The organism is Nocardioides sp., from assembly GCF_050699375.1.
Lineage (GTDB): Bacteria > Actinomycetota > Actinomycetes > Propionibacteriales > Nocardioidaceae > Nocardioides.
In genome coordinates this window covers 1-5583 of sequence record NZ_JBOHDN010000123.1, presented here as the reverse complement: position 1 = coordinate 5583, position 5583 = coordinate 1, and the positions used below count along the sequence as shown (strand labels likewise).

Here is a 5583-nt window from a genome sequence, read left to right as displayed (position 1 = left end):
GTAGCCTCCTGGTCGCGCTCGTCGTCTACTTCGTGCTGGTCGTCGCGGTCTCGATCTTGCTCATCGTCGTAGCTCGCCGTACGGACAAGGCGCTCATGCGGGAGGTCGCGTCCGCGAGCCCGGCGATCGCCGCCGATCGGTCCGCCCATGTCGCTCCGGCCCCTGCTCAGGTCGTGCGCCGTCGCATCTCTCGCAAGCGGAACGCGTACGTCGCGGGATATGCCCCCACGTCCCCACCCGCCATCGTGATGATGCTGCGAGTGATCGCCCCCGAGGGGGCGCGGCTGGCGATCGCACTCGCACCGACGAGCGCGCTCGGCAACCGCGCACGGTCCTACGTCGGCGTGCGCCTGGATCCTGCCCACCCTGATGTTGCAGTCCTGGATTCAACTGCCGCACCGGAGGCGATGAAGACTCAGTACGAGTCTGCGATGGCGCTGCCCGGCTTCAAGAAGCCGCCGATCGGATGGGGCAGCACATCACTGTTCGCGCTGTGCGGGGTGGCAGCCGGACTGTTGGTTGGAATCGGCGCCGGCTTGCTGCTGCCCTGACGCCGCGCCAAACGCACCCGGCCCGGCACGGAATCCGTGCCGGGCCGGGTCTCGACAAGCTCGACCACCGAAGGGCGGGTCAGAGAGAGTCGATGGCCCCGTTGAGCGTCGCGGAGGGACGCATGACGGCGGAGACCTTGTCACCGTCGGGCAGGTAGTAGCCGCCGATGTCGGCGGGCTTGCCCTGGACCGCGAGGAGCTCCTCGACGATCTTGTCCTCGTTGGCGGCGAGGGTGTCGGCGAGGCCCTTGAAGGCCGCGGCGAGCTCGGTGTCCTCGGTCTGCGAGGCGAGCTCCTGGGCCCAGTAGAGCGCGACGTAGAAGTGCGAGCCGCGGTTGTCGGTCGTGCCGAGCTTGCGGCCCGGGGAGCGGTCGTTCTCGAGGAACGTGGCGGTCGCCCGGTCGAGGGCACCCGCGAGCACCGTCGCGCCCGGCGTACCGGCCTGCTCGGCGTACTTCTCGAAGGCGGGCACCAGCGCGAAGAACTCGCCCAGCGAGTCCCAGCGCAGATAGTTCTCCTCGACCAGCTGCTGCACGTGCTTCGGCGCCGAACCGCCCGCACCGGTCTCGAACAGACCGCCGCCGGCGATCAGCGGGACGATGGAGAGCATCTTCGCCGACGTGCCGACCTCGAGGATCGGGAACAGGTCGGTGTTGTAGTCACGCAGCACGTTGCCGGTGACCGAGATCGTGTCCTCGCCGTCGCGCAGACGCTCGAGCGAGTAGGCGGTGGCCAGCTCGGGCGCGAGGACCTTGATGTCAGCGCCATCGGTGTCGCCCACGATCGAGGTGTCCGCGAGGTACTTGGTGACCTTGGCGATCAGCGATGCGTCGTGAGCACGGGACTCGTCGAGCCAGAAGATCGCCGGGGTCTTGGAGTCACGGGCGCGGCTGACAGCGAGCTTGACCCAGTCGCGGATCGGGATGTCCTTGGTCTGGCAGGCACGCCAGATGTCCCCGGCTTCGACGTCGTGCTCGAGCAGCACGTCGCCGGCCTTGTTCAGTACGCGGATGGTGCCGGCTGCCTCGACCTGGAAGGTCTTGTCGTGCGAGCCGTACTCCTCGGCCTTCTGCGCCATCAGGCCGACGTTGGGCACGGTGCCGATCGTCGCCGGGTCGAGCGGGCCGTTCTTCTTCACGTCGTCGATGACGGTCTGGTAGACGCCTGCGTAGGAGGAGTCCGGGATCACCGCGAGGGTGTCGTCCTCGCCGCCGTCGGCGCCCCAGAGCTTGCCGCCGTTGCGGACCAGGGCCGGGATCGAGGCGTCGATGATGACGTCGGAGGGCACGTGCAGGTTGGTGATGCCCTTGTCCGAGTTGGTGTAGGACAGGCGCGGTCCCGTCTCGATGGCGGCCTTGAAGGCGGCCTCGATCTCGGCGCCGTTCGACAGCTCGGACAGGCCCGAGAGGATCGCGCCGAGGCCGTCGTTGGCCGAGAGACCGGCAGCGTCGAGGTCGGCGCCGTACTTGGCGAAGACGTCCTTGAAGTAGACCTTCACGACCTGGCCGAAGATGATCGGGTCGGAGACCTTCATCATCGTGGCCTTGAGGTGCACCGAGAAGAGCACGTCGTCGGCCTTGGCCTTGGCGAGCGCGTTCTCGAGGAAGGAGTGCAGGTTGGCGACCGACATGTACGTCGAGTCGACGATCTCACCCTCGAGCACCGGCAGCTCGGCGAGCAGCGTCACCGTCTCGCCGTCGGACTTCTCGAGCACGATGGAGAGGGTGTCGTCGGCCGGGATGGTCACCGACTTCTCGTTCGACTTGAAGTCGTGGGAACCCATGGTCGCGACGTCGGTCTTGGAGCCGTCGGGGAACGGCTTGTTGGTGTGCGGGTGAGCCTTGGCGTACGCCTTGACCGAGCCCGGCGCGCGCCGGTCGGAGTTGCCCTCGCGCAGGACCGGGTTGACCGCGGAGCCCTTGACCTTGTCGTACTTGGCCCGGGCCTCCTCCTCCTCGGGGGTGCTCGGCGACTCCGGGTAGTCGGGGATCTGGTGGCCCTGGGTCTGCAGCTCCTTGATCGCGGCCTTCAGCTGCGGGATGGATGCGGAGATGTTGGGCAGCTTGACGATGTTGGCTTCCGGCGTCTTCGCCAGGTCACCGAGCTCGCCGAGCGCGTCGTCGGCCAGGCCGAACTGGGCCAGGATGCGCGAGGCCACGGAGATGTCACGCGTCTCGACCTCGACCCCCGCCTTGGCCGCGTAGGCCGAGACGATCGGAAGGAAGGAGTACGTCGCGAGCAGCGGCGCCTCGTCGGTGTGGGTGTAGATGATTCGTGCGGCCATTGCTGTGGCTACTCCTGACAAGTTGCGATCTGCGTTGCTGGTGACTGAGGCCGGGGTCCCGGACGACAGAAAGTGTCTTGACATCAAGATATCAGAAAGGGTGATGTGACACCGCCCCGCCCCACCTAAGCACCACGATGCGCCGTCGCAAAAGAGTTACTGTGTCTCAACACCTCCATGTTGTTCAGGTGACTGCTGATACCTGAGTGCTTCTCGGGTGTCGATGGGTCTGACCGACGTCAACAGACATTGAAGGGTTAAAGGGGACATGACTGAGGAATCACTGTCGGCGGCTGAGCCGACCATCATCCAGAAGGTCGCGGCCGAAGTCATCGGCACCTTCATCCTCGTGTTCATCGGCTGCGGGTCCGTCGTCGCGGTCGTCAGCCGAGCCACCCACGCCGGGGGCGGCGCGGGCAGCGTCGACTCGCTGTCGTTCCTCGACGTCGGCACCATCGGCCTGGCCTTCGGTATCGCGGTCCTGATCGGCGCCTACGCCTTCGGCCGCATCTCGGGCGGTCATTTCAACCCCGCGGTCAGCGTGGGCGCGGCGGTCTCTGGCCGGCTGTCGTGGAAGGACGCTGGCATCTACGTCGGCTCTCAGTTCGTCGGCGCGATCCTCGGTGCGATCCTTCTGTTCCTCATCGGGCTCGCCTCCGGCTACAACAGCTGGAGCGACGGCGGCCTGGGCGCGAACGGCTTCGGCGACCTCGGTGGCACCAACATCGTGGGCGCGATCCTCGTCGAGCTCGTGCTGACGTTCATCTTCGTCTTCATCATCTTGGCGGTCACCGACAACCGCGCCGCTCCGAATGCCCCGGCGGCGCCGCTGGCCATCGGTCTGGCCCTGGCTGCGATCCACTTCGTAGGCATCCCGCTGACGGGCACCTCGGTCAACCCGGCCCGCTCCTTCGCCCCGGCGCTCTTCTCCGGCGGCGACTACCTGGTGCAGGTGCCGATCTTCCTGATCGTCCCGGCCCTCGGCGGCGCGGTCGCCGGCGTTCTCTACCCGCTGATCTTCGGCAAGCACGGCGGCGAGCTCGCACGCGCCGGCTTCGCCGTCGGCGGTGGCAGCGAGGCCTCGTCCCGGGACTTCCAGGCCTGGGACTCCCAGGCTTCCGCGCCGGCGGCTCCCGTGGCTCCGGCCGCTGCTCCGGCGGCTCCCGCGGCTCCGGCCGCTGATCCTGCTCCGGCCGCCCCGGCGGCTCCGGCCGCGCCCGAGACGAGCGACCGCACCATCGTCTCCGGCGGCGGCCAGCAGGCCTGGCAGCAGCCGACTCAGACCGGCGGCGAGGGTGACCTGCCGGTCTACGAGCAGGACGGCTGGCGCTGGGACTACGCCAAGCAGGAGTGGGTCCCGATCGAGCAGTAGTCACACTCTCGAAACCCAGGAAGGCCGCCCCTCGGGGCGGCCTTCCTTCTTCAGTCGCCCGGAACGGTGACCGCCAGGGCCCACAGGGCCGCAGCGGTCAGGGCCAGCAGCGCGACGTCGAACCAGCGGTTGCGTACGGCGAGCATCCCGGCGTCCTTGGTGCGCAGCACCGCACGGCCCAGCGACGCGGCGCCCACGCCTCCGGCGAGGACGATGATCCCGACCCGCCAGGTCCCGAAGCCGACCAGCCCCAGACCGACGATCGCCGCGGTCAGCGCCACCAGGTAGACGTAGCCGCCGATGGTCGAGGGGAAGCTGCGTACGTCCGGGGGGTCCGTCTTGTCCTGCTCGGGTTCCTCCACCGGCGCGGGAGCCTCCGGCGCGGCGCTTCGCCAGCGGGCGCGTTCCGGGAGCGGGGGGTGGACGGACACGGTGTCAGAGCCTTTCCAGAGCCTTCTCGGCGCTGAGGACGATATTGGAGAGCAACATGGCACGTGTCATCGGACCCACCCCACCCGGGTTCGGCGACACCCAGCCAGCCACGTCCCATACGTCCTCGGCCAGGTCTCCCGCGATCTTACCGTCGACCCGGGAGACGCCGACGTCCAACAGGGCCGCTCCGGGCTTGACCATGTCCTTGGTGATGATGCCCGGCACGCCCGCGGCGGCCACCACGATGTCGGCGTTGCGGGTGTGCGCGGCCAGGTCGCGGGTGCCGGTGTGGCACAGCGTCACGGTCGCGTTCTCGCTGCGGCGGGTCAGCAACAGACCCAGCGGGCGGCCGACGGTGAGCCCGCGGCCGACCACGACGACCTCGGCGCTCTTGATCTCGACCCCGTGTCGACGCAGCAGCTCGATGCAGCCCACCGGGGTGCACGGCAGCGGACCGTCCTCGCCGAGGACGAGCTTGCCGAGGTTGTACGGGTGCAGCCCGTCGACATCCTTCTCCGGGGCGACGCGGGAGAGCAGCGCGAACTCGTCCAGGCCGGTCGGCTGCTGCACCAGGAAGCCGGTGCAGGCAGGGTCGGCGTTGAGGCGGTCGATCTCGGCCTCGACCTCGGCCTGGGTGGCGGTGGCGGGCAGGTCGACGCGGATCGACTCGATGCCGATCTCCGCGCAGTCCTTGTGCTTGGCGTTGACATACCACCGGCTGCCCGGGTCGTCGCCCACCAGGACGGTGCCGAGGCCGGGCGTCACGCCCTGTGCCTTCAGCTTCTCGACCCGCTCGGCCAGCTCGGCCTTGATGGTCTTCAGCGTCGCGGTGCCGTCCAGCTTCTGTGCTGTCACGTGATCAATCCTGTCACTTTGGTCTCGAAGAACTTCGTACGCCGCGGGGCGCGCCACGCGCTCCGCTGGGGCAGTTGCGCCGACTCGGC

5 protein-coding genes are annotated in these 5583 nt (G+C 68.5%); 2 read left to right on the top strand and 3 right to left on the bottom strand.

Annotation, left to right across the window (positions count from 1 at the left end; translation table 11 throughout):
* On the top strand, positions 1–551 hold a 551-nt coding region (locus ACRDPS_RS08825; protein ID WP_431501254.1), incomplete at its 5' end, for a hypothetical protein.
* A gap of 79 nt (positions 552–630) precedes the next feature.
* Here the strand turns inward: ACRDPS_RS08825 and ACRDPS_RS08820 are convergent.
* Complete coding sequence (locus ACRDPS_RS08820; RefSeq protein WP_431501253.1) at positions 631–2835, bottom strand: NADP-dependent isocitrate dehydrogenase; 2205 nt, start codon at positions 2833–2835, stop codon at positions 631–633.
* A gap of 268 nt (positions 2836–3103) precedes the next feature.
* Between ACRDPS_RS08820 and ACRDPS_RS08815 the strand changes: the two genes are divergently transcribed.
* Positions 3104–4207 (top strand): MIP/aquaporin family protein, encoded by a 1104-nt coding sequence (locus ACRDPS_RS08815; protein ID WP_431501252.1) that lies wholly within the window; start codon positions 3104–3106, stop codon positions 4205–4207.
* Between the two features lie 50 nt (positions 4208–4257).
* Here the strand turns inward: ACRDPS_RS08815 and ACRDPS_RS08810 are convergent, their stop codons facing one another.
* Together ACRDPS_RS08810 and ACRDPS_RS08805 are read right to left on the bottom strand one after the other, a co-directional pair.
* Positions 4258–4638: a DUF3017 domain-containing protein gene (locus ACRDPS_RS08810; RefSeq protein WP_431501251.1), complete on the bottom strand. Its 381-nt coding sequence runs from the start codon at positions 4636–4638 to the stop codon at positions 4258–4260.
* A gap of 4 nt (positions 4639–4642) precedes the next feature.
* Positions 4643–5494 (bottom strand): bifunctional methylenetetrahydrofolate dehydrogenase/methenyltetrahydrofolate cyclohydrolase, encoded by an 852-nt coding sequence (locus ACRDPS_RS08805; RefSeq protein ID WP_431501250.1) that lies wholly within the window; start codon positions 5492–5494, stop codon positions 4643–4645.
* Between the last annotated feature and the right edge of the window lie 89 nt (positions 5495–5583).

Bases quoted from the DNA above. Each gene is read 5' to 3' on its own strand.
- ACRDPS_RS08820 (WP_431501253.1), bottom strand. From the start codon at position 2,835: ATGGCCGCACGAATCATCTACACCCACACCGACGAGGCGCCGCTGCTC.
- ACRDPS_RS08815 (WP_431501252.1), top strand. From the start codon at position 3,104: ATGACTGAGGAATCACTGTCGGCGGCTGAGCCGACCATCATCCAGAAG.